Genomic DNA, 707 nt, shown 5'->3' with positions numbered 1-707 from the left:
AAATCACATGGATCATTCGGATTCGTTGGTGCTTCTCCATCTGGTGGTGTTAATTCATCACCATTGGTTACGCCATCGCCATCACAATCGGCATTTGTCCATATTGGATTTAATAAATCTCCCATTGCAGTACCTGGATCACATGGATCGTTTGGATCACTTGTTGGTCCGCCTGGGAACGTTGTTGGATCCTCCGGTGTACTTGGATCGTCTATTCCAGTTGTTTCTTCACAATCTGTTAAACCATCGCCATCTGTATCTAATGTTGACGTACATAATGGAACTACCACAGTTATTGTAGCCACATTAGAAGTATTACCATCATTATCATTTACTGTATATGTAATCGTTGTTATTCCATTATTATAACCTGGAGCCGGACTGAATGTAACAGTTCCATCTCCATTATCAGTAAACGTACCTTCTCCTGGTACAGTAAATGTACTTTGCTGTCCTGGAGTATTTGGATCTAAGTCAATAGTTAAATCATCAATTATTCCATCTGGATCTGTATCATTTACTGTAATATCAATTATAATATCAATTCCTGGATCTGTAGTCCCTCCATCATTGTTAGCAATAGGGTTATCATCTACTGGATCTACGGTAATATCAATAACTGCCGTTGTGCAATCACCATCTGCATCACATATCTCATAAGTGATTTGATCGGGACCGTTGTAATCCGCATTTGGAGTGTAATCAAT

General features: G+C 39.0%; 1 protein-coding gene. It reads right to left on the bottom strand.

Annotated elements, in window-relative coordinates:
- A partial coding sequence (locus Q0772_RS16205) for an Ig-like domain-containing protein (protein ID WP_298347002.1) occupies positions 1-707 on the bottom strand: 707 nt, incomplete at both ends.

The organism is uncultured Algibacter sp., assembly GCF_947490405.1.
Taxonomy (GTDB): Bacteria; Bacteroidota; Bacteroidia; order Flavobacteriales; family Flavobacteriaceae; genus Algibacter_B.
This window is presented reverse-complemented; position numbering and strand designations above follow the sequence as displayed.